Raw genomic sequence first — 20,863 nt, 5'->3', positions numbered from 1 at the left:
CGATGACCGCGTCCCCTGGAGCCCTGGCTTTGATTCCAGCGCGGGGCGGCTCCAAGGGCATTCCTGGCAAGAACCTGCAGATGGTTGGTGGTTTCTCCCTGGTAGCGCGCTGCGTGCAGGCGGCCCTGGCCAGCCGCAGGGTGGAGCGGGTGGTGGTCAGCACCGATGCTGACGCCATCGCCGAGGAGGCCCGGACCCATGGGGCCGAGGTGGTACGCCGTCCGGCAGCCATCGCTGAAGACACCGCCAGCTCCGAATCAGCCCTTCTCCATGCCCTGGAGACTCTGGAACAGCAGGGAGCACTCCCCCAGCAGCTGGTGTTCCTGCAGTGCACCTCCCCCTTCACCACCGGGGCACAGATCGACAAGGTGTTGGCGGCTCTGGCGACCCCGGGCATCAACAGCAGCTTTGCGGTGGCCCCTTGGCATGGCTTCCTCTGGCGCCATGACGGCTGCGGGATCAACCACGACCCCCAGCAACCGCGCCAGCGCCGGCAGGACCTGGAGCCAGCCTTTCTTGAAACCGGTGCGATCTACGCCATGAGCATTGACTGTTTCCGCGCCGAAGGCAGCCGCTTCTGTGCCCCCTGGCAACCGGTGGTGATAGAGGACTCGGGGCCGGAGATCGACACACCGGCTGATCTGGCCCTGTGTCGCAGCCTTGCAGCTCTCACCCCCGGTTAGTTTTGCCGGAATCCCGGAGCCCGACGATGGCGCCCGCTGCCGACAAGCGCCTTTCTGGCCGAAAAGTGGCAGCCGTCGCCTGCTTCGATTCCTTCGGCAAGGTGGCTATGACCCTGCTTGCCGCCTGCCGCAAAGAGGGCGCCGAAACCACATTGCATCTGTTGCAGGTTTCGAACCGGGCCCTGTCTCGCCGCCAGAGGCTGGAAATCCACCGCACCGACCGCCGCACCGCGGTGAAAAAGGGTGCTTGGGGTGACTTCCGAAGCCTGACGGCCGCCATGGCCGGCGATGTGGATGTGCTGATTCTGGGGTTGGACGGCCTGCGCAGCCGTGATGCACTTTTGATGCTCGCCAAGGAATGGAGTGGCCGCACGGATCGGCCTGTTCTGGTCAGCGCCTATCCGGGGATCCTGTTTCGCTTTGCCCTCGAGGGAATGCTGGACCGTTCCGGCGCCGATCTTCTTTGCCTCAACAGTGAACAGGACCTCAGCACCTATCAGCTCGGCCGGCATGCCTTGGGGCTGTCCAGCGACAACGCTGTGGTGACGGGCCTGCCTTTGCTCTGGAATGCCGACCCCCATCGAGCCGCACCGGACCAACCGTCGATCGTGTTCTTCGAGCAGCCCTCGATACCTGCCCACCCGCTGCAACGGCGCTACATCTGCAAGCAGCTCAAGGCCCTGGCGGAAGCCTGGCCTGATCATCCGGTGATTTTCAAGCCGCGCACCTCCAGCATCGAAAGCACCTTGCACCGGCGCCACGGTGAGATGGCCGGCGTGATCGAACGCATGAGCGAAACGGTGCCCAACTTGCAGCTCAGCTTCAAACCAGCCACCCGCCTGCTACGGCAGTGCGGCTGCGCCATCACCGTGTCCTCCACCGCAGCCCTTGAAGCCATGGCCCTGGGCATCAGTACCCGCATCGTTGGCGATCTCGGCGTCACCGAGACCCTTGGTAATCACTTTTTCGCCGATTCGGGTGCCGTGGCGGACTTTGCCTCTATCACCCGTGATCCGTTCACCCCAAGCCACAGGGTGGAATGGCTTCAACGCAGTGGCCTCCAGCCCCAGGGCCGCGAAACCTTCCTCACCGCCCTGTTGGAGCGACTCCATCAGGAGCGTTCCCCGTTGCCCACCGAGGGCCTGGGTCCAGGCAGCTGGGGTAGTCGCCAGTGGCAGACCTACGCCCTTCGCCATGGTGGCCGACGCATGCTGAGCAGCGCCGGGGCGCGCTCCAGTCAGCGCAAACGGCACAAAACCCGTACCGCTCTACGCCGCCTCCGCGACGGGCTGGTGGGCTTCGGTTGGTTGTCCAGGTGGTTGCGGGAGCGATGACGATCCTTTTGGTCAGTGATGACGACCGCAGCGCTTTCGCCTGCCAGCTGTTGGCGCAGCAGCTACGGCAGGGCGGTCATGCCTGTCTGACCGTTGGTCCAGCGCTGTCCTCACTTCGAGACAGTCCGCTGCCAGCCGTGACCCCCCAGATCCCTTTAGCCCTAATGGATCTGCTGGGGCATGAACTGCTGAACTCCGCCAGCGCCGTGGGGGTATTCATCCATCGCAGCGACTACTTGCAGCGCTTCACCCATGCCCACCGCGAGCTCGCCCGCCAACGTGGGGAACCCCCGGCAGTGGTGTTCAGCGGGCCCCTGCAAGCGTCCCTTGGCGACCAGCTGGTGCAAGAGCTCAGTGATCGCCACTGCTGTGACCTCCTGGTGGTGCCAGGGGATCGTCAACGACGGGAGCTCGAAGCGATCACGCAGTTTTGGCCAACAACCTCTGGGACTCCAGAGATCGAGTCCATGGGGCTGTGGTTCCTTCCAGAACGTCCCCCTCTCGGGGCCCTGAGCGGCGGCACACCAAAACCGCCTTACACGCTGCTCGCTTTGGCGCAGGAGAGCATTCCCATCCAGGTTGGAGCCAAGGCACAGCTCCTCAGGCAACTGATCCGTTGGGCCGAAACCTCGCCGGACTGGTCCATCGTCATCCAACGCGACCAGTCCTGGGAGCGTGGCCAGCCCTGGATCGCCAAATTCGAACCCGACGACTGGTCCTTCCCCGACAACCTGGTGTTCGGTGCGCCAGGTCAGCTGTTAAGCCAACTGGCCAGCTGCAGCGCCTGCCTCAGCGTCAGCTCACCCTGGACCCTGGCCGCCATGGCCTGGGGGCGACCTACCCTGTTGATCGGTGACTACGGCATTCACACCGACCAAGGCACCACCGCGTTCTTCGGCAGCGGCTGCATGCATCGATTGCAGGCCATCGACCGGCTGGATCAGCTGCTGGAGTTGCCCCCGGTGAACGCATTCTGGCTTCAGTCCACGGGCTGGGGGGTGCATGACGGGGCGAAGCGCCTGATCCGCCGCCTGGAGGCGCTGATCCGATGAATCAACCGTTCAAACTGCTGCTGATCGGCGACAGCGACAGCCAACTGTTGGCCTGTGAAGCGTTGTGCCGCTTCCCTTCAGAACGCAACGTTCAGGTCACAATCAATGCCATCCCAAGGGAGGGAACGCCTGAGGCAATTCTGACGCGCGCCGCTGCCCTCGGTGAGCTTTGGCGACTGGACATGGGGCAGTTGCTGACTCACCACAAGCTGCGCCAATTCGATGCCATCGGGGTTTACCTCACCGGCAGCAAGATCAGCGATTTCCGCCTGGCCTTGGGATTGCTCCCCAGCAACGAGAGGCCCTTGCTCTTCTGCGGATTCAACGGTGTTGTGCTGGAAAAGTTCGTCGAGGGCGTCAGCTGGCGCCTGGGGTACGACCTGATCGGCCTCAGTGGTCCACGGGACCGTGACGCCCTGGAACGCATGCTGGAAGGCACGCCATTTGCTGATCAGCGCGCGGTTCTGACCGGTTTGCACCGCAACACAGCCCCTGATCAGCACCCCAAGGGACGTGACCAGCGCCGCAAGCAGCTGATCTTCGCTGAACAGGTGGTGATGCCCTCAACAGCGGTCGATCGCGCCGAGATGGTTCGGATCCTGGCGGATCTGGCCCGACGCTCTCCGAACTGGGAGGTGTTGATCAAGCCGCGAATCGCCCCGGGAGAGGAAACCTTTCACAGCATCGATGACCACATCAGTACCACCCTGAAACAGACCCTTGGCCATGCCCCGGTGAACCTGAAGCTGGATTACCGCCCCTTACCGGTCCTGCTGCGTCAGGCCCGGTTGATGGCCACCATCTCCTCCACCGCCTTCTTCGATGCTCTCGATTTCGGCTGCCGGCCCCTGGCGATGGCCGACTTCGGGATCAATCCCAGCAACGGCAGCCATGTGTTCGCCGGATCGGGGGTCTGGAGACCTCTGGATGCCATGGAGGATCTCGACGTTCTGGACGAGGAGCTTCCACAACCGGATCCCGACTGGCTGGCATGGATGGGCTACGGCACCAAGCTTGAGCCGGATCGATTGATCGAGGCTCTGCTGCAACTGCGTGCCTGCCCTCCGGATCGCCTCCAAGCAAAATCCGGCTATCTGAGTAACGCCAATCTCAGCTTCACCCAGCTACGTCGCGATGCAGAACGTGCTATTCAAGAGAGGAACTGGAAAGAAGCAGAAAGCCTGTTGCAACTTGGGACCCTGATGCGACCCAGCCATCGCAATGTGGCCCGCAGATTGGGCGCTGTTCAGACACGCAACCGGATCATCAGGCGCCTTTTTCTGAGCATCACCTACAGGAACGTGGGGTAGTGTCTCCAGGTTCTGCTTAGGCACCTGCGAGGCGAACTGTGAAGGGCATCCAGATCGAGAGGAACTTCACCCAGTTCGTTGTTTTTGCCGAGGACACGATTCTTTCTGCCCTGAGCAAAATCACCGCCAACCAATCGCGGTTGATTTTTGTGGTCTCGGAATCCGGGATCCTGCAGGGTGTTCTCACCGATGGCGATTTCCGGCGCTGGATCGCCAGTTGCGGTGACATCGATCTGAACCGTCCTGTGACGGCGGCGATGAACCCCGATTGCCGCAGTGCTGCGGAGGGAACAGCTCCCGCGGAATTGGCTGGTCTGCTGACCTCGCGCATCATCGCCCTGCCGCTGCTGGACAGCCACGGCCGCATCGTGGCGGTGGCCCTGCCCGCCACCGATGGCCTGCAACTGGGCAGCCGTCGCATCGGAGACGGCGAACCGAGCTTCGTGATCGCCGAAATTGGCAACAACCACAACGGCGACATCAACATCGCCCTTGAGCTGATCGATGCCGCCCATGCCGCCGGCGCTGACTGCGCCAAGTTCCAGATGCGGGACATGTCCAATCTGTACAGCAATGCTGGCGACAGCAATGACATGGCCTCCGATCTGGGGACCCAGTACACCCTGGATCTGCTGGAGCGCTTCCAGCTGAGCGACGAGGAGTTATTCCGCTGTTTTGACTACGCAGCGTCCAAGGGTCTGGTGCCGCTCTGCACCCCCTGGGATGAAACCAGTCTGGAGAAATTGAATGGCTGGGGCATGGAGGGCTTCAAGGTGGCCTCCGCCGATTTCACCAACCACGCCCTGATCAGCCAATTGGCCGCGACGGGGAAACCGCTGATCTGCTCCACCGGCATGGCCAGCGAACTGGAAATCCGCTCTGGCATTCGCCACCTACAGCAGGAAGGGGCGAACTACGTTCTGCTGCACTGCAACTCCACTTATCCCACGCCGTTCAAGGACGTGAACCTGCGCTATCTGGAGCGGCTGCGGGAACTGGCCGATGCTCCCGTGGGCTATTCCGGTCACGAACGAGGAATTGAGGTGCCGATTGCGGCGGTCGCCATGGGGGCGGCGGTGATCGAGAAACACATCACCGTGGATCGCGGCATGGAAGGCAACGATCACAAGGTGAGCCTGCTGCCGGATGAATTCGCTCAGATGATGCAGGGCATCCGCCGCGTGGAGGAGTCCATGGGCCAGGGCGGAGAGCGCAGCATCAGCCAGGGCGAAATGATGAACCGTGAGGTGTTGGCCAAGAGCCTTGTGGCGGCCTGCGATGTACCAGCCGGAACAGAGATCACCGAAGCGATGGTGCGCATCCAGAGCCCAGGCCAGGGTCTGCAACCCAACCGGCTCAAGGATCTGATCGGTCGTCGCCTGCCGGTGGCCAAGAGCCAAGGGGAGGTGTTCTTCCCATCCGATCTGGAAACACCTGCGGCCACCCCGCGCAGGTATCAGTTCAACCAGCCGTTTGGTTTACCTGTCCGGTACCACGACATCAAGGTGTTTTCCGAGGTGAGTAATCTGGATCTGGTGGAGATTCACCTCAGTTACAAGGATCTGGAGGTTGACCTCAATCAAGTCCTACCGGTTCGGCAGAACATTGGGCTGGTGATTCATGCCCCCGAATTGTTCGCGGGAGACCACACTCTGGACCTCTGCACGGAGGATTCCAGCTATCGCAATCACTCCATTGCAGAACTGCAGCGGGTGATCGACATTTCGCGGGACCTGAGAAATCGCTTCCAGTGCTCAGACCCGGTGTTGCTGGTGACCAACGTCGGCGGTTTTTCCGAACACCATCACCTCAACCGCAGCGAACGGAAACCGCTGCGGGAGCGACTGATTACAAGCCTGAAGAAGATCAACACCGCAGGCGAGGTGGAGATCATTCCCCAGACGATGCCCCCCTTCCCCTGGCACTTCGGCGGGCAACGCTTCCACAACCTGTTTGTGGACACGGATTTCATCCGGCAGTTCTGTGAAGAGCAGGACATGCGGGTCTGCCTGGATGTCTCCCACTCAAAACTGGCTTGCAACCATCTCCACATTCCGTTTCGTCAGTTCCTCGATCAGATCCTCCCCTTCACAGCTCACCTGCATCTGGCGGATGCCAAGGATGTGGATGGCGAGGGCCTGCAGATTTTGGATGGAGACATTGATTGGGTGCAGTTGTTCGAACAGATCGACCAACACTGCCCAAAGGCATCGTTTATCCCCGAGATCTGGCAAGGGCACAAAAATGGCGGCGAAGCGGCATGGCTGGCGTTGGAACGCCTGGAAGCTGCAGCGAGGGCATGAGCAAATCACCTCGACACTTCATCCTGTTCCGTGACATCCCGCTTCTGTACGGGCGTGTTCCCAAGGTGGCCAACTCCTCCATCAAGGCCACGCTATGCAAACTTCTGAATCAAAAGCCCACCGGCGGAATCAAGACCACATCCGACCGTTTTTGGCGCGAAAACACCAATGGTGAAACTCAGCTCGTCACACCTCAACAAGCCAGACGTCTTCGCGGAAGCCACTTCAGTTTCAGCTTCGTCCGCAATCCTTTCGACCGAATCGTTGCCGCTTACAACAACAAGATTCTGGAAATCGACGATGTGCCATTGCCCATGAAAAAAATGGGACTGCATCACGGCATGGCCTTTGACCAATTCATCGAAATTGTCTGCAAGGCAGATCCAGAACTAATCGATAATCATGTGCGTCCGCAAGCCGATATGCTGCTTGCGGGCAACAAGCTTGTGCCAAAATTCGTCGGCCGAATGGAGCACATGACCGACCATTGGCGTCGGTTACGATGCCGAATGAAGCTGGAAGGCCTGCCAACGCTGGGTGCGATACCGCAGAAGAATGTGCGTCGTGAAGGGCGCAGCGACATTCGTGTTCTCTTCCATTCCATAGCCCTGATTGACATGGTGATCGAGCGATACCAGCAGGATCTCAATCGCTTCTATGGCGACTACAGCATTGACACGCTTCTCGATGGCCAGCCATTAAACAAATTGCCCCCTTTGCAACGGGGTGTGGCCAAAGCCAAGAAACGCCAGAGAGCCCAAGTCAACGCTTGACCAACATCCTCGTCATGCCATCCGATCTGTGTTCAACGAAATTGATCCGCAAGGGCATTCGCGGCCAACATGCTGAGATCGTTGATCAATATCGCGACTCCTTGCCCAACTTCATCATCATTGGCGCCGCTAAATCCGCCACAACAACCCTGACCACCATCCTTCCGCAGCATCCAGACGTTTTCATCAGTAAACCCAAAGAGCCAAAGTTCTTCGGCCGTTACTACAAAAAGGGTTGGGATTGGTATGCATCAAGATTCAACAAAGGCAAGAATCACCTTCTCAGGGGGGAAGGCAGCACGATGTATGCCAGTGGCTTGCATTCCTTCAGCAGCACGCCGGAATTGATGCATCGCTACCTTCCGGATCTCAAACTGATTTACATCGTTCGCCATCCTTTGGATCGGATCGTGTCCCAGTGGCGTCACTACCGCGGGCGAAATCCGGAGTGCGCTGATTTCAGCGAACTCATGCGCGACCGTCACCTGCGTCGACTCATCGTGGGTTGTTCGATGTACTACCAACGTCTATCGGCATTCCGTCGTTTCTATCCAGATGAGCAGATTCACTGCATGACATTTGAAGATCTGCTGAGCTCACCCCGGCGTTCCTTACGCCAGATGATGCGGTTTCTTGGCGTCAAGCCGAGGGTTAAAAGGCTTCTGGATAGCAATGGACAGCTGCCCAGGGAAAATCAAGCCGGCGAGAAAGGTCGCGGTCACGTCGAAAAGCCACAGTGGAGAGACGGGTTGAAGCGCCGTGTTCTGCGTCGCATTCGGCCAGACAGCGAGCAGATGCTGGCCTACATGGGTAAACCCATCGACTACTGGGAGCTGTGAACGAGCGTCACTTCATTCAGTTCCGAGACCTGCCTCTCCTTTACGGACGCGTCCCGAAGGTGGCCAACAGTTCGATCAAAGCCAGTCTCAGCCGACTACTGACGCAGAACCCGGAGCAAGGATTGCGGACCACCTCGGATGCGTTTTGGAGCAAAGCCACCAAAGGGGAAACCTGCATGGTGAACAACCACACAGCAAGGATGTGTCGTGGCACGCACTTCTGCTTCAGCTTTGTCCGAAATCCGTTCGACCGGCTGGTTTCCGCTTACAACAACAAAATCCTTGAACTCGACGAGGTGCCCGCTCCCATGCAAGCGATGGGACTCTGGCGCGACATGCCATTTGCCCAGTTTCTTGAGCGGGTCAATAGCACGCCTGATCAAGAGATCGACATCCATTTACTTCCTCAGACATCAATCCTCTGCCTTGACGAACAAATTATCCCAGGATTCATCGGAAGAATTGAACACATGAATCAAGATTGGAAAGCCCTTCAACAACAACTGCAGCGCGAAGGCCTGCCTTCGCTGGGGGACCTTCCACAAAAAAACCGTAGACGTGCAGAAGACCGAACAGATGTCAGCCAATACTTCCATGATTCAGGGCTGAAGAATCTTGTCTTGCAGCGATACGAACAAGACTTGAAGGTTTTTTATGGTGAAATTTCAATCGATCAGCTTGTCCGCCCTTGAGCGTCACATCAAACCAACAAAAGATTGACCATCGCCCACTCGCGTGCCAACGTTTAATCAGTTAATCCTGGACATCAGGATCGAAGACGTTTGACCAACCTCTCTTCCATTGTCACCTCTGTCTACCTGCCCATCGTGGCAGCTGTGGGCAGCGGAATTCTGATCAGCAAACTCTTGGTGTCCTATGGAGGAGCCACCGGAGAGCGGTACAGCCGCAGCATCCCTTCTTTCCTTGCACAATTTCTACTGCGTGTTGGCATCCCGATCGGAATTGCCAATTTCGTTCGCAACGCCGAATTAAGCGCAAATGCCTGGATAGCTCCAGTCACTGCTTGCTTGGTCATCGGCCTCGGTCTGCTTTTTTCGTCATACGTTCTGGGATCAAGAAAATCGATTTCATTGAATACCCGACGAAGCTTCCAGCTCAGCAGTTATATCGGTAATACAAGTTATATTGGATTTCCAGTCGTCTTATTACTACCTCAGCTTGGCCCAAATTACTTTGGCATCGCAGTTTTATACGATATTTTTGGGACGATTTTAGGTGGCTATGGACTGGGCTCCTGGATTGCGACTCGAGGGGATGGTGGTGATAACAGCAATGGCTTTCTTAGCGCACTCGTCAGGACAAGCAAACTCCTCTATAAAAATCCATCGCTCATCGCTTTTGGCGTAGGCCTTCTTCTGAAGCTGGTTGAAATCCCAGATCTTCTGAGCAACATCCTCAGCGTTATCGCTTGGACTTCAATCATGCTCGCACTCCTCACCATGGGAATGCGAATCGAACAGCTCAGCGGTTCCGGCTCATTCCAACTGCCTTTGAAAGCTGTCTTGATCAAGATGATTGCCGTGCCAATCCTGGTAGGGGCATTACTTACTGCAACTGGATTTGCGGGCCCAGAAAGGTTGATTCTCGTTCTTCAGTCAGGAATGCCCTGCGCCTTTGCGACGCTTGTCTTGGCTGAAAACTTCAACCTAGATCGAGCCCTGATTGTGCAATCCCTGATCATCAGCAATATCATTTTGATCTTCACTCTTCCGATCTGGGTAATCGCCTTAACCTCTTGGTAACGTTTCAAAGGTTTTTAACGTTCTCATCGTGCTGCAAAGCCAAAAAAGATTGCTAGGATAATTAAACTAGGCCTATCAGGCGTGAAACTTCATCTTCCCCTTACTTCACTACTCTTCAGCCTGATGCTGGGTGGTTGTGGCATGACAGGCCTAAATCCGGTGGCAACTGACAATTCCACTGAGCGAGATCTGCTGGTTTGGTGGTCTGAGGGGTATTACCCTGAAGAAACAGATGCCATCGAGGCCATTACAAGGAAATGGGAGAAAGAAAGCGGTAAAAAAGTCGACCTTGTCTTTTTCAATGATGGAGAGATTTCACAGCGAGCAACACAAATTTTGAATGGAGGTCCTAAGCCAGACTTGATGTATGGCTACAGCGTGGGAGACAGTCATGGTCCAACTTTTGCCTACAAGGGATTTGTGGTGCCAACCGATGATGTTATCAACAAATTTATTGACGATTACTCCCCGGGCATCATTGAAAACATTACGTTCCTCAATAAATCTTCTGGACTTCGCTCCCCTTACTCTGTACCACTATCCGTTAGCTCTGCATACATTCACTACTGGAAAGACCTTCTCCAGGAAGCGAATAATACCGAATTAGACATCAGTATTCCCGACACTTGGAATGAGTTCTGGACATTCTGGGGGGATAACCAGCAAAGAGCTATTGATGCTGGGTTTGTAGATATCAAGGGGATCGGCCTACCCATGGCCAGTTCAACATCAGATACCCACATTCTATTTGACTTTTTCCTTGAGGCACACGGTGCGAAAATCCTTAGCGATGATGGCAAGCTCATGTTGAGCGATGCAGATGAAAGAAGTAAAATTATTGCTGCAATGAAAGATTATATAAGCTTTTATAAGAAGGGATGGGTCTCGAAAAAAGCGACTGAATGGGGAGATGTAGACAACAATATCGACTTTCTCAGCAGCCTATCGTTAATGACAGCTAATCCAACACTTTCAATTCCAGGGTCTCAAACAGCCGACGAAGTCGCTTATTATGAAAGAATAGCCTCTGTTGGATGGCCGAAGGGACTCGACGGCGAACCTGTCCGTACAGATATTTCTGTCAAACAAATGTTTATTTTTGATGGAGCAAAGATAAATGAAGCTAAGTCTTTTGCACGACACCTGATCAAGCCAGAAAATCTTTCTCGTTACGTGGAAGGATCCCAGGGAAGGTACTTACCAGTTTCCATCAGTATTCTCGAGAATCCTTTCTGGAACGAACTACGAAACACCCACATACAGGCTTCAAGAGAAACGGTCAATAACTACAAGCTTGCCTATCAAATATATAATCCCGCATACACGGAAGTGAGGCGACAAAATATTTGGGCCCAGGCAATCCAACAGGTTTGCGAGAATGGTATCCCAGTTGAGCGCGCTGTAGATAACGCCATAGATTCCATTGAATCAATCTTCAAAAAGTGGGAGCGGTCATGAAAATGCGAAATTATTCATGCACGGAAATTCTCATCGTTTCTCTTTCTATAACGGGGTCCATCGGACTCATCACATACTATGGTGAGACTCAAAACTTGGGTCGTGAGGCTTATCAAGCTCAAAAAAATGTGCTGACGTCTCGTGCCGATTTATTTAAGAACGCCAAAGAGAGTTTAATATCAACGATCATCAATCACCTTGGAGATCCAGAATTTCAAGATCAAACTATCAAAGTTCTATCATCCAAACGTCGCTTCCGTCCAGGTACGAACAATACTCAAACCAAACTCACAGGCAACATAGACACCAGCAAAATATTCCAGCAAAATATTGCTGCGGAAAGTATTTCCATACTAACTCCTGGTGCCATTTTTTCCCTTTCTACAGATATTAAAAAAGTCGGACGCTATCAACCTGTTCAAAATACAACGACGTACATTGATCCCCAAAAGTCAGTTAATAGCAGTCTGAGATTCTTCAAAGATCCACTTTCAGGGCGCCCCACAACCACACTGGCATTTCCGATTCGCGATAACACAAATAAGCGTCGAGGCTATTACGCAGTTGACGTCAATCCAAAAACACTTTATGAGTCTATGTTCACTCCTGGAGACGTTCGCGAGCTAGACCCTCCTGAAAGGACATTGGCGATTGCGTATACATCCTTAAGTCGCACAACAGAAATTTATAACCCTAATAATGCCACTGAATATCCTGCGCTTAAAAGTGAAGGGATTACCAATGCCCTTAGTAATCGCAAAGGCACCTATTTGTACCTGAATCATGAGCAGAAGCCGGTCGTTGGCGCATATCAATATATTCCAGCAGCGAATATGGCACTTCTCGTTGAAAGAGAACAAGCCATTCTGTTCAAAAAGGCTCGTCAACGTCTAGTTTCTATCTTGTTATTTGGAGGCCTAGCATCTTTGATCGCCTTCGCATCTTTGAAGTGGTTTAAATCCTACCAAAACACAAAGCAGTTGATTGACAATGAAAGTTAACCTCGGACAAAAACTATTTACAAGCTCGAGCATCAAGCAAAAGCTTAAATTCGTCAAGTCACTTCAATTCACATTCACAACTCAGATTACTTTAGTGATCATATTGCTATTTTCTGCAGGTAATATCATTATTTTTCGTGCCACTTCGGAACGCCTGATCCGCAATACGCACCTCAGAAATCGAGATCAAGTTATGGGCTTGGTGGGAAATATCAATCAATGGAAAGAGTCAACTATTTTGTTGATGAATGGTCTCAGCAAACTCCCTGGAATTGTTCAACTTGATGACAAACAAATCTCAGCATCCCTCAATGAAATAACACAACTTACCCCTGATCGAGTGTGGCGTGTCTTTGATATTAATGGCAAACTTCTCTATACCAGCTTCAAACGTGAAAAGTCCTCTCATCAGAAACGGTTGCTTGAGCTCAGGCATACGGCATACGATGGTTTTAAGAAGGCAAGTCAGGGTAATTTCACCTGGAGTGTGGCATATCAGCAGGCTGGTTTTAAAACAGAAGGATGCTTAAGTGCCGATCAACCCATCTTCAGTCCAAATCCGGAAAAATCATCAGAGGTTATTGGCATCCTTAGCTTTTGCCTGCCTTTGGAGAAGCTTGGTTCTGCCATTGGAGTTGCTGGTAGTGATCAGTTTAGGAATGATGAAAACCTCAAGTTAAGCACCAGATCGAATGATCAGTCTGAACCGAAAGCGTCTCAGGATTATTTAGAGTTTCATCGTGGAGACTACAATGGTCGTGTTACGTACCTAATTTTTGAGAGTGGTAATATTGTCTTCCCAACCGCAACAGATTCTCGATTTGTCAGGATTTCAATCCTTTCGCCGAATCGATTATCGACAACGGCATGGGGGCGTCTCAATAAGCTGATCACAAGAAGAGGCAACTTCAACACATTTCAAGAAATCAATCTTGATGGCATTCCTCTTCTCACATTTGCCATGTCTTCATCTGCAGGGAATTCCGACTGGATTGCAGTGAATGCCATCGACAAAGAGACAGTTTTTGCTCCACTCAATCGATCATTAAAATCATTATTATTACTTCAACTATCAACTTTATTGATCACAAGTATTGCAATTTATTTTGTTTGCCGTCAGTTGACACGGCCATTGAATCAAATCGTTGCCCGCATTCAAGCGCTCAGCAGTTTGGATTTAGAGCTGAGCAAACGCTATGCAATTAACAAGGCTTGGATCAGCGAAATCAATAATGTTTCTCAAGCCACCAACCGGCTTACACGAGCAATTGAATCTTTCTCTCGTTACCTACCACGCGAAGTCGTGAGGTTGCTGCTTCTGGATGATCGTACTGCGGAGCTAGGTGGCAATTCAGAAAATATTGCTGTGATGTTTACTGATATTGAAAACTTTACGTCCTATACAGAATCAATAGAGACCCAAGAACTGTTCAGTTATCTGAATGAATATTTCACAGAACTTACCGAGCAAGTTCTAGCCAGCCGCGGAACGGTCGACAAATACATCGGAGACTCTCTGATGGTGATGTGGGGGATGCCAACACCGCTGCCGAACCCATGCGAACTCGCGTGTGATACGGCGATTGCCGTTCGCAACGCGAGCAATAGACTTCGTGATGAGTGGTCTGTTCGAAAGTCACCTCTTAAGTTTGACACACGTATTGGCGTCCATTTTGGGGAAGCTATTGTTGGCAATGTTGGATCTGAAAATCGATTTAACTACACAATCGTTGGTGACACAGTCAATTTGGCTAGTCGCCTTGAAGGTGCCAACAAGGAGTTCAAGACGAATATTATCGTAAGCGAAGCAATTCTTATACAGCTTGCACAGGAAAATGCGACCCACAAATTTGCCTTCAAAATGATCGGCAAAATCACTGTGAAAGGCAAGAAAGAAGAGACGTTGATCTATGAGTTATACGACCATCGATCGTCTTTGCGCGATTGCCAGATTGAAGCTTTGGATACTTGGAATCAGATCATGAAAATTAGGATCGACCAGGGTTCCAATGTCGCACTAGAGCAATTGTCTGCTCTTAGTGAGACGCTGCAGCTACAACCTTTGCTGATTCAGCTCAAACAACAGTTAATGCAGACTTGCTCCACGTCTGCTTGATTAGCGATTACTTGAACGCTTCCGTACGACCCTTGGCGTTGATCGGCTTTCATAAGTTTCCTCAACTGTTTTATCAGTTCCATTATCAACAACCTCAGGCTCATCATCAGGCTCCTGTTCTGCAATAAGACCCAAAACCATCGAAGCTTCGAGCTGATCTTGCATATCACCAAGAATCAGCAATGCTTTCAACACCAGTTGAGCCCGCGGAGCCTTCGGCAATCCTGGACGAAGTTTCTTGGTTGTGGTCCAGAGTTCCAGTGCAACTTCTTTCAGCAGTTCGTGCTCAGCGGCCATCGCGTCGATCCGTCGATTTCATAATCAATTCACCATACCGCCGTAGGTCCCAGGTTCCAGACATGTCCCTTGATCAGCGGGGACGCTTGCCGGTCTGTTGGTTCTGTTGACCAGCGACTTCAACAGGATTGGAAGGGCCCTTCCAGGACCCATGAGTCATTTGGGTGATAGCACTGAATCTGGCCCAGTCACCGCAACGGGTATCAAAGCAAACCCTCTCCAGCACTGTAGTTTTCAAGAGTCGTCAGTTGCGTTGGAGAGTCGAGGAGAGTAGTTTTATCCCGAGATTTATCCCGAAGCGTGCCTCGGCAGTCCAAGAAGCAGCCTTGGGAGAGAGCGCTGCACGCCACGGCGCATTGGCGTGGATGGGGCCTGTCTGAGCACTACGGGAAGGTGCGTCTCAAGCTGCAGTTCCCACCAGGCGCTGGTATCGCAAACGCTTCAGCAACGCTTCCCTATCCCTGGGACGAGACATCCATTGGCCCAGTTCAAGGCCTACTGAGCCGCATCTACGGGCCGGTCATGGAAGGCGGAGTGACTCTCATGGCAGCCATCGCCGACGTGCTCGCGATCAGCGATCACAAAGCCGAAGAGGTCGTGACCCCATGGCCCGGCATCCTCAAGGCCTTTCGCCACTACAAGCTCACCCTCGGCAACCGCATCGCACCGAAGACCTTTGAGGCCAGCTACGGGCGTTACCTGAACGTGGCCCTGCTGCGCCTACAAGGCCGCAAAGCAGCCCAGACAGGCAAAGAGCTAATGGAGAAGGTTCTGACCCATCCGAGGCTCAACCAGAAGCCAGGCAAGAAGCACGGCGAGGAACTCAAGCCTTGGATCGAGATGCCGAAAAGCCGGCTGGAGTGCTGCCTGGCACTGAAGAAGTTCCTGGAATACGCGGTAGCCGAGCATCGACAGCCGCGAGCGTTCCTCATCTCTGAAAAGGACTATCTGGAGGTCCGTGGCGCAGATTCCAAAAGCAGGAAAAAGGCCGTTCTTACTGACGCAGAGGTGCTGGAGCTGATCCGGCTGCTGCCGGAGGCCTGGGGAAACGTCATCAAGATCTGCCGGGTGTTTGGTGTCCGCTCCTGGGAGGTCGCGTTTATCGCCCGAGTAAGCAACGACGATGGCGAGCCCCAGCTTCGTGTCACCAAGGGCAAGACGTACAACACCCGCGGAGGCGTCAAGGAAGAAACCGATCCACGCTGGCTGGAAGCAGTTGCAGTCGACGGCACCAGTTTCGATCTGGTGGAGAACTGGGACCAGCTCAAGCTGCCGCCCACTGTCAGCGGCAAAACACTGGGTAATGTCCTGCGACGCCTGCCCTACTGGCAGCAACTGGTGGCTCAATACAAAGCCAAGGGTGAATGGCTCCGGCCCTACTCATTCAGAGACACTTTCAGCGTTCGGGCGCACGGGATCGTGCAAGACGACTCTGATCGCCGCGGCCATGGGGCACACGGTGGAGGTGCATCACCGCAGCTACCGAACCTCTGAATGGAGAAGCGTTCGAAAAGCCTTTGCGGAGGCGAGCTGATAGAGCTGAAAATTAATGGCCGCACCATTAACAACGTCGGGTTTTTGATGCGTTATTTTGGAGCAATACTATTTTCGATAAATAACGTAAATTGCATTCAATGCGCGCATCCAAGATTCATTCAAAAACTGTATTAGTTACAGGATGTTCTTCAGGTATTGGAGAAAGCATCGCCAATTGTCTGCGTGATAGTGGTTGGGATGTGTTCCCAACTGCTAGATCGGGGTCGGATCTCCAAAGGCTGCATTCCAAGGGCTTTGATGCCTTGTACATGGATCTGACAGATTCAATATCTATTGATGATTGCGTATCAAGTTTGATGCGAAAAACGCCTTCAGGGATTGGAGCAATAGTAAATAACGCTGGAATTGCAATTCCTGGAGCCGTTGAAGATTTATCTCGCGATGATTTGCGGACTCAGTTTGAGGTAAATGTTTTTGGATTACAGGAGTTGACAAACAAGCTTATGCCCACATTTCGCGCCCAGGGGTGGGGCCGAATAGTTAATATTAGTTCAATTTACGGCGTTCTCACAGCGCCAATGGTGGGTGGTTATTGTGCCTCCAAGTATGCACTTGAAGCCCTCTCTAATGCCCAGAGGATGGAGCTTGGCAATAGTGGCGTTGCATTGAGCCTTGTAGAGCCTGGCCCTATCCTCTCAAGTTTTCGGAAGAATGCTTATGAAAGCTTGCACAAAAAAATATGCATAGAAGACCATTTTTACAATGACTACAAAAAGACTTTGAGGCGCAAATTAGGTAGTTCTCAGAGAAATACAAAGTTTACCCTGGATCCTAAGCATGTTGCAGAGAAAGTAACTCACGCGCTAACAAGTGACCATCCAAAACGAAGATATCTAGTAACCTACCCTGCGCGCGTTGGTTCTTTAATGGCGCGAATCTTGCCAGACTTTGCAATTGATTATTTTATGAGGAAATCTGTGAATTTTTAGATACCCTTGTTCTTCCTTTGATACTTTTGCAAATCCAGCCTTGCGTAATACCGGTTAGGATTGATTCCTAGAAATACAGAATGCTTGAGCGACATAATCGAAGCGCTTCTATTGCTGCATCAACTGATTTCTTCGTTGGCGCAGTTAGACCTTCAGGGATCACCAGATCATTTTTGGGGTTTAAGTGCACTCTTGCTGAGAACCAAGTCCCGCCACCACTAACCGATGCACGGCAAATAGGTTCCTGCTGATCCGATAGTTTTCTCTCAATTAACCACCCGTGAACACTATCAAGCTTTTGGAAGCCTTGTGCCATCGCAGGGACGCCTAATAGAACCATTAACAGCGATATCATCCTCATAGGAACAGGTAGTTCATAAAGCATGTGGGCTTCAGAGTACATCTAGATGACGTCCAATTCGGCCCAACGCTGCTGATGATGCCATGAGCAGTGCCTCAGGCAAGGCACTACCCACAAGCCGGCTAAGCGCAGGAGGCAATAAAAAACCCGCCATTGCTGACGGGGCCATGCGTTCGGTATTGAGTGTTTATCAAGCAAGAAGTGTTATGTCTTCAACAGTTAGCTCAGGCTTTCCTTTCAAGATTGCCACAAGACCTCCTTCATCACTATTTCCCCAATTCTTGTCAGAACCGTTTCCATCAAAGTAGAGCCGACCCTTCTTCTCAAAGTAGACAAAGTCGTAATCATTCTTAGATAATTGCTTTAATTTCTTCTTGCGCTTAGTCGATGCAAAGCTGATATCGGAGACATTCTCCAACCCAGGGAACGCGACAGCGCTGACGGCAATTGTGTCACCTTCTGATGCATCAAAACCGATGATCTTGTCAGCAGTCTTCCTGGTGTAGGCTTCAAGGCTGTCAAAAGTAAAAGCATCTGCGACGCTAGTTCCTTTTAGTTTGCCCTTGCCGCGAACCGATTCAATGATGCCGCCCTCAGGCTCTGGGGTAGATGTTGATGCATCCCAAATTTGTCTCAAAGCGCGCTGATCTACATCCTGGAACCAATCCATTACTTTACCGCTGGCATCCCTACTCTCATATCCCATTATCGTGTACTCAGTCATATCGTTTGGTCCGTCAACTGCCCAATCTCCATCATCCTTGTCCCAAGGATGTTCAAGACCGAGTAGATGACCTAATTCATGAATAAAAATTTTTGACCATTCGGATTTTTCCCATTCGTCATGCGTGTAATTATCGGGATTGTCATGGGCATCAGGATACTTGCTTCCATCAAGACCGCTTTGATATGTCATTGATAAATAAATATCAGTAATGCCGTCCCAGGGACGAATCCACCAGCCATTAACGGCATCCGCATTAGGAACGGTCGTTAGCTTTATTTGTGTGTCTGAAAGCTGTTCATATTCCACCTCGTTAAGGGTAATATCAAATTCCCTGTTGACTCTCTCCATGGCTTCACGCATTACTTTATATTGCCATTCAGCCGGCTTTTTAGTTATAGTTTTCACGTCCTCTTGCGCTCTATCATCCCATGCTGTGTGAGGCTCTCCTCCTGGTGATATATATATGTTCAGGATTAAGTCGCTGTCGACAACAGACTTCATGTCGTCAATTTCGCCTTGAGACATAATTAGCTCAATTGGCTCAATCTGTTTCATTGATAATTTGCAACATACAAAATATTAGAATTGACTTACGCCGAGTCAATCAATGTCACTATTTCTTGATATTACCCCTCCTAGAGGAACAGTACAATGCGGTATTTTGAGGCATGGGTCAGACGTGACTGCCAGAAGTGTTCCCCGCTGTTGCGCTGGTGATGCAGTGGCAACGCAAAACAGGCGTTTTGGCCTGTTATGTGCCATGTCTCGTTACCGCCCAAAGCCAGACGAACACTCGGAGAAACCAGGTACATAGCAGCGAACTTCTCGTTTCGCGTGTTCGGTCCCTTGGCGGTTTTCACCGTCACGGCCAGGTCTGTTGGCTGGCGATAGTTATTTCGTCTTCAATTCAGCCTCAAATGTCTACCGAAGTTCGTAACTGGGCCATCGTCGCCAAGGCAATGGAAGCAGCTGGTGCCACATCAAGTCAGATGTATGTCCGCGCCAAAGCATTGGCACAAGGCAAGCTCGACCCCATGCCCACCAGCGCCCCTGAAGCTCCATACAGCATTTCTGCAGCCTGAGTCATCACCGATTGATTAGCAGCCTTGCCATATCAGCAGGGCTGTACTCCTTTACGTATCTCTAATGACCAATCATTTCTTGTCAGTTGAGCAAAGGTTTCATTTGGAAGCAGCCTTCAGAGAGATCGATGGCTGCGAGGACATTGAAAAGCTCCGTGCTCTTACGAAGCAGATCATTACTGCACAGGAGAATGAAAAGGCATTTGCTCGCGAAGCGATGCAGCAGATCCGCAGGGAGATGGAAGCTTCTGCTCAGCAGCGGTTCGGATTCAACTGGGGCCAGAAGTAAAAGCTTGGATTCGCTTCATCAAGTCAGTGACTTTCGCCAGCTTCCTTGGTGGTCCATGTAAAAACTCCCGCCATTGCAAACAGGGTTGCATATATACGTGAGAGGTTTTGTCGTAAAATTTCGGGAGGATAATCAATCAGGCACTCAAAAATCCGGCCAAGCGGTTATTCCTCATGTCTCATTATCTGAAAATTTCCCAACTAAAACTAATTTTTAATAAATATCCTATTCGTTGAAAGTCTCAGTATGAAGCTGGCCGAGGAGGCCCTTCGCCAAGAAGAACGCGGAGATCAAAACTAACACGAGTTGATGATGTCGTATTGATTTTAGTTCCATGGCTGATATTTACACCGTCAAAAAGAAGCATCTGACCAAATTTCATCGTAATGGGCTCGTGATCTTCAGCACCTTCTGTCCCTTCAATCCAAAGAGAATTATCTCCCCACACATCAGTCAATGGTACCCAAACATTAATCTTACCCTGCTCAACCCCAAAATCCCGATCGCGATGAAAAACGCTGCTTCCTAGTCCGCTGTAATGAAAGCGAAACGAAGGCGGGCTCTGGAAATTAGCAACACCACCAATTTCCTTGTCTAGCACATTCAGCACAAACGACTTATAGATTTCCAGAATGGACGAGAACGACTTAGCCAACTGATTGGCGGTTGGACTGATATTGCAAGTCTTGACTTTATTCAAACGATGAATTATCTCAAGTTCCTGGACTCCCAAAACCTCGCAAGCCCACTTCCTGAAGTCATAGCGGGCTGAATCGTACTCTACAATGGTTGGGTTCATTCTAATAACATATTCAAAATGTGCCAAAATTAGGCTAAACTTTGTGAAAAAACGGAGTGAAGAATATTGACGATATATTTTGGAATATATCGTTTGCAAGGCGAATGAAGTCTACCGGATAGCCAAGCCATAAATGTCTAAGAGTCATTGGCTGCGGGGCTGCAAGAGGCTCCGCAATCAAGAACATTGC

20 protein-coding genes are annotated in these 20,863 nt (G+C 52.0%); 16 read left to right on the top strand and 4 right to left on the bottom strand.

All coding sequences use genetic code 11. The annotated features are described in order from the left end of the window. Positions 1-2 precede the first annotated feature (2 nt). The 12 genes from SynA1528_RS02170 to SynA1528_RS02115 all read left to right on the top strand — a co-directional run bounded on the left by SynA1528_RS02170 (position 3) and on the right by SynA1528_RS02115 (position 14,632). A complete protein-coding gene (locus SynA1528_RS02170) occupies positions 3-683 on the top strand; it encodes an acylneuraminate cytidylyltransferase family protein (RefSeq protein WP_186587495.1) in 681 nt (226 codons plus the stop codon). A gap of 26 nt (positions 684-709) precedes the next feature. Next, on the top strand, positions 710-2,017 hold the full coding sequence (locus tag SynA1528_RS02165) for a DUF6716 putative glycosyltransferase (RefSeq protein ID WP_186587494.1): 1,308 nt from the start codon (positions 710-712) through the stop codon (positions 2,015-2,017). Next, positions 2,014-3,069, top strand: coding sequence for a DUF6716 putative glycosyltransferase (locus SynA1528_RS02160; protein ID WP_186587493.1), 1,056 nt, complete (start codon positions 2,014-2,016; stop codon positions 3,067-3,069). Before SynA1528_RS02165 ends, SynA1528_RS02160 begins: the two co-directional genes overlap by 4 nt. Next, complete coding sequence (locus tag SynA1528_RS02155; RefSeq protein ID WP_186587492.1) at positions 3,066-4,379, top strand: DUF6716 putative glycosyltransferase; 1,314 nt, start codon at positions 3,066-3,068, stop codon at positions 4,377-4,379. The genes SynA1528_RS02160 and SynA1528_RS02155 overlap by 4 nt, the downstream gene beginning before the upstream one ends. A gap of 38 nt (positions 4,380-4,417) precedes the next feature. Continuing rightward, complete coding sequence (locus SynA1528_RS02150; protein ID WP_186587491.1) at positions 4,418-6,682, top strand: N-acetylneuraminate synthase family protein; 2,265 nt, start codon at positions 4,418-4,420, stop codon at positions 6,680-6,682. Then, positions 6,679-7,455 carry a sulfotransferase family protein gene (locus tag SynA1528_RS02145; RefSeq protein ID WP_186587490.1) on the top strand — a complete coding sequence of 259 codons (777 nt, stop codon included), beginning with the start codon at positions 6,679-6,681 and terminating at the stop codon, positions 7,453-7,455. The genes SynA1528_RS02150 and SynA1528_RS02145 overlap by 4 nt, the downstream gene beginning before the upstream one ends. Positions 7,456-7,469: 14 nt before the next feature. Further along, a complete protein-coding gene (locus tag SynA1528_RS02140) occupies positions 7,470-8,294 on the top strand; it encodes a sulfotransferase (protein WP_186587489.1) in 825 nt (274 codons plus the stop codon). After that, positions 8,291-8,986, top strand: a complete 696-nt coding sequence (locus tag SynA1528_RS02135) for a sulfotransferase family protein (protein WP_186587488.1) — start codon at positions 8,291-8,293, stop codon at positions 8,984-8,986. The genes SynA1528_RS02140 and SynA1528_RS02135 overlap by 4 nt, the downstream gene beginning before the upstream one ends. A 90-nt stretch (positions 8,987-9,076) precedes the next feature. Beyond that, positions 9,077-10,057: an AEC family transporter gene (locus tag SynA1528_RS02130; protein ID WP_186587487.1), complete on the top strand. Its 981-nt coding sequence runs from the start codon at positions 9,077-9,079 to the stop codon at positions 10,055-10,057. An 81-nt stretch (positions 10,058-10,138) separates the two neighbouring features. Further along, positions 10,139-11,515 (top strand): ABC transporter substrate-binding protein, encoded by a 1,377-nt coding sequence (locus tag SynA1528_RS02125; protein WP_186587486.1) that lies wholly within the window; start codon positions 10,139-10,141, stop codon positions 11,513-11,515. A gap of 95 nt (positions 11,516-11,610) precedes the next feature. Next, positions 11,611-12,516 (top strand): cache domain-containing protein, encoded by a 906-nt coding sequence (locus tag SynA1528_RS02120; protein WP_186587485.1) that lies wholly within the window; start codon positions 11,611-11,613, stop codon positions 12,514-12,516. Then, positions 12,506-14,632 (top strand): adenylate/guanylate cyclase domain-containing protein, encoded by a 2,127-nt coding sequence (locus tag SynA1528_RS02115; RefSeq protein WP_186587484.1) that lies wholly within the window; start codon positions 12,506-12,508, stop codon positions 14,630-14,632. The genes SynA1528_RS02120 and SynA1528_RS02115 overlap by 11 nt, the downstream gene beginning before the upstream one ends. On the opposite strand, the gene SynA1528_RS02110 is transcribed toward SynA1528_RS02115, so the two are convergent. Next, entirely contained in the window at positions 14,633-14,929 is a 297-nt protein-coding gene (locus SynA1528_RS02110) for a TIGR03894 family protein (RefSeq protein WP_186587483.1), read from the bottom strand. 300 nt (positions 14,930-15,229) lie between these two features. Here SynA1528_RS02110 and SynA1528_RS02105 point away from each other — a divergent pair, with 300 nt between their 5' ends. Further along, a complete protein-coding gene (locus SynA1528_RS02105) occupies positions 15,230-16,423 on the top strand; it encodes a hypothetical protein (RefSeq protein WP_186587482.1) in 1,194 nt (397 codons plus the stop codon). Positions 16,424-16,563: 140 nt separating this feature from the next. After that, positions 16,564-17,415, top strand: a complete 852-nt coding sequence (locus SynA1528_RS02100) for an SDR family NAD(P)-dependent oxidoreductase (RefSeq protein WP_186587481.1) — start codon at positions 16,564-16,566, stop codon at positions 17,413-17,415. Positions 17,416-17,482: 67 nt separating this feature from the next. Here SynA1528_RS02100 and SynA1528_RS02095 read toward each other — a convergent pair whose 3' ends face one another. Together SynA1528_RS02095 and SynA1528_RS02090 are read right to left on the bottom strand one after the other, a co-directional pair. Next, the gene (locus SynA1528_RS02095) at positions 17,483-17,731 is read right to left on the bottom strand and encodes a hypothetical protein (protein ID WP_286187859.1); all 249 of its coding nucleotides are present in this window, start codon (positions 17,729-17,731) and stop codon (positions 17,483-17,485) included. 235 nt (positions 17,732-17,966) lie between these two features. Next, positions 17,967-19,058: a matrixin family metalloprotease gene (locus tag SynA1528_RS02090; RefSeq protein WP_186587480.1), complete on the bottom strand. Its 1,092-nt coding sequence runs from the start codon at positions 19,056-19,058 to the stop codon at positions 17,967-17,969. A 362-nt stretch (positions 19,059-19,420) separates the two neighbouring features. Between SynA1528_RS02090 and SynA1528_RS02085 the strand changes: the two genes are divergently transcribed. Then, positions 19,421-19,585, top strand: coding sequence for a hypothetical protein (locus SynA1528_RS02085; protein WP_006851016.1), 165 nt, complete (start codon positions 19,421-19,423; stop codon positions 19,583-19,585). A 64-nt stretch (positions 19,586-19,649) separates the two neighbouring features. After that, positions 19,650-19,874, top strand: coding sequence for a hypothetical protein (locus SynA1528_RS02080; RefSeq protein ID WP_186587479.1), 225 nt, complete (start codon positions 19,650-19,652; stop codon positions 19,872-19,874). A 241-nt stretch (positions 19,875-20,115) separates the two neighbouring features. Here the strand turns inward: SynA1528_RS02080 and SynA1528_RS02075 are convergent, their stop codons facing one another. Next, positions 20,116-20,673, bottom strand: coding sequence for a phytanoyl-CoA dioxygenase family protein (locus SynA1528_RS02075; protein ID WP_186587478.1), 558 nt, complete (start codon positions 20,671-20,673; stop codon positions 20,116-20,118). Between the last annotated feature and the right edge of the window lie 190 nt (positions 20,674-20,863).

It is taken from the genome of Synechococcus sp. A15-28 (assembly GCF_014280175.1).
GTDB lineage: Bacteria > Cyanobacteriota > Cyanobacteriia > PCC-6307 > Cyanobiaceae > Parasynechococcus.
Note: the sequence above shows the minus strand (reverse complement) of the source record. Positions and strands in the feature narration are given on the sequence as shown.

Coding starts and splice junctions, on each gene's coding strand:
- SynA1528_RS02170 (WP_186587495.1), top strand. CDS start 3: ATGACCGCGTCCCCTGGAGCCCTGGCTTTGATTCCAGCGCGGGGCGGC.
- SynA1528_RS02100 (WP_186587481.1), top strand. CDS start 16,564: ATGCGCGCATCCAAGATTCATTCAAAAACTGTATTAGTTACAGGATGT.
- SynA1528_RS02165 (WP_186587494.1), top strand. CDS start 710: ATGGCGCCCGCTGCCGACAAGCGCCTTTCTGGCCGAAAAGTGGCAGCC.
- SynA1528_RS02155 (WP_186587492.1), top strand. CDS start 3,066: ATGAATCAACCGTTCAAACTGCTGCTGATCGGCGACAGCGACAGCCAA.
- SynA1528_RS02095 (WP_286187859.1), bottom strand. CDS start 17,731: ATGGCACAAGGCTTCCAAAAGCTTGATAGTGTTCACGGGTGGTTAATT.
- SynA1528_RS02085 (WP_006851016.1), top strand. CDS start 19,421: ATGTCTACCGAAGTTCGTAACTGGGCCATCGTCGCCAAGGCAATGGAA.
- SynA1528_RS02115 (WP_186587484.1), top strand. CDS start 12,506: ATGAAAGTTAACCTCGGACAAAAACTATTTACAAGCTCGAGCATCAAG.
- SynA1528_RS02090 (WP_186587480.1), bottom strand. CDS start 19,058: ATGAAACAGATTGAGCCAATTGAGCTAATTATGTCTCAAGGCGAAATT.
- SynA1528_RS02145 (WP_186587490.1), top strand. CDS start 6,679: ATGAGCAAATCACCTCGACACTTCATCCTGTTCCGTGACATCCCGCTT.
- SynA1528_RS02160 (WP_186587493.1), top strand. CDS start 2,014: ATGACGATCCTTTTGGTCAGTGATGACGACCGCAGCGCTTTCGCCTGC.
- SynA1528_RS02140 (WP_186587489.1), top strand. CDS start 7,470: ATGCCATCCGATCTGTGTTCAACGAAATTGATCCGCAAGGGCATTCGC.
- SynA1528_RS02075 (WP_186587478.1), bottom strand. CDS start 20,673: ATGAACCCAACCATTGTAGAGTACGATTCAGCCCGCTATGACTTCAGG.
- SynA1528_RS02110 (WP_186587483.1), bottom strand. CDS start 14,929: ATGGCCGCTGAGCACGAACTGCTGAAAGAAGTTGCACTGGAACTCTGG.
- SynA1528_RS02080 (WP_186587479.1), top strand. CDS start 19,650: ATGACCAATCATTTCTTGTCAGTTGAGCAAAGGTTTCATTTGGAAGCA.